The sequence below is a fragment of the Accumulibacter sp. genome, assembly GCF_031732815.1.
Taxonomy (GTDB): Bacteria; Pseudomonadota; Gammaproteobacteria; order Burkholderiales; family Rhodocyclaceae; genus Accumulibacter.
Window position 1 is genome coordinate 6,648 of the sequence record NZ_JAVMKF010000054.1, and the last position, 1,200, is coordinate 7,847.

The following is a 1,200-nucleotide window of genomic DNA, read 5'->3' on the forward strand; positions in this document are numbered from 1 at the left end:
ACGTATCTCGGGCAGGCGGCCAGATTGATGGTCGGCCTGCCCGATTACGGCACCTATGTCGCCCACATGCGGGCGACGCATCCCGACCTGCCGGTGATGAGCGAAACGGAGTTCTTCCGCAATCGCCAGGAAGCGAGGTACGGTTCCGGCCGCTCCGGCGGCTGTTGCTGACCGCGCAGGAAAACCTGCACATTCTCTCGGCGCAGACCAAACTCCTGGCGTCCGCGCCCTGCTCTCTTCTCCTCCATCGACCACCGATGAACCCGACTCCCGCCTTACCCATCCCCGTCACCCTGCTCTCGGGTTTTCTCGGCGCCGGCAAGACGACGGTTCTCAACGCGTTGCTCAATCAACCCCAAGGCCGTCGCTTCGCTGTGGTCGAAAACGAGTTCGGCGCCGTCAACATCGACAGCCAGCTCCTTTCCCGCCAACAGGGCGGCATCGTTGAACTGACCAACGGTTGCGTCTGCTGCACGGTCAGCGCCGACCTGGTGCGTGGCCTGCGCGATCTGGCCGCGCAACGGGCAGCCGGCAGGCTGGCCTTCGACTGGATCGTCATCGAAACGACCGGGCTCGCCGATCCCGGCGCCGTCGCCCAGACCTTCTTTGCTGCGCCGGAGCTGCGCGACGACTTCCTGCTCGACGGAATCGTCGTCGTTGTCGATGCGTTGCATGCCCACCGGCAGCTCGATCAACATCGGGTCGTGCAGCGGCAGGTCGGGTTCGCCGACCGGCTGCTGCTCGCCAAGTGCGATCTGGTCGACGCGGCTGCGATTTCCTCGCTAGGCGAGCGGCTACGCTGCATCAACCCGCGCGCAGCTCAGCAGTTGCTGCAGAAAGGGCACGCCGAACCTGGTTCGCTGCTCGGCATCGGAGGCTTCCATCTCGATGCCTCGCTCCTCGCCGCCGATTCCGCCAGCGCTTCGCCTGCTCGTTTCGTGCCAGTGGCAGCACCCGCTGCCATCAGCTGGTCGCGCCGACCGGCCGCGCACGAGGACGAGGTTTCATCCTTTCTGCTCGAGGCCGGAGAAGTTGACCTGGAAAAGATCGGTCTCTTCGTCCAGTCGCTAGTCGACGAACTGGCCGACGAGTTGCTGCGCTACAAGGGAATCCTCGCCATCCCGGACGAACGCCGCAAACTCATCTTTCAGGGCGTACAGCGCGTCGCGGGGTTCGCTTACGGTGAGCCCTGGGCACCTG

The 1,200-nt window shown here is 64.9% G+C and carries 2 protein-coding genes; both read left to right on the forward strand.

Annotated elements, in window-relative coordinates:
- On the forward strand, positions 1-171 hold a 171-nt coding region (locus tag RKP46_RS04810; RefSeq protein WP_311105573.1), incomplete at its 5' end, for a CstA-like transporter-associated (seleno)protein.
- 86 nt (positions 172-257) lie between these two features.
- A partial coding sequence (locus RKP46_RS04815; protein WP_311105572.1) for a GTP-binding protein occupies positions 258-1,200 on the forward strand: 943 nt, incomplete at its 3' end.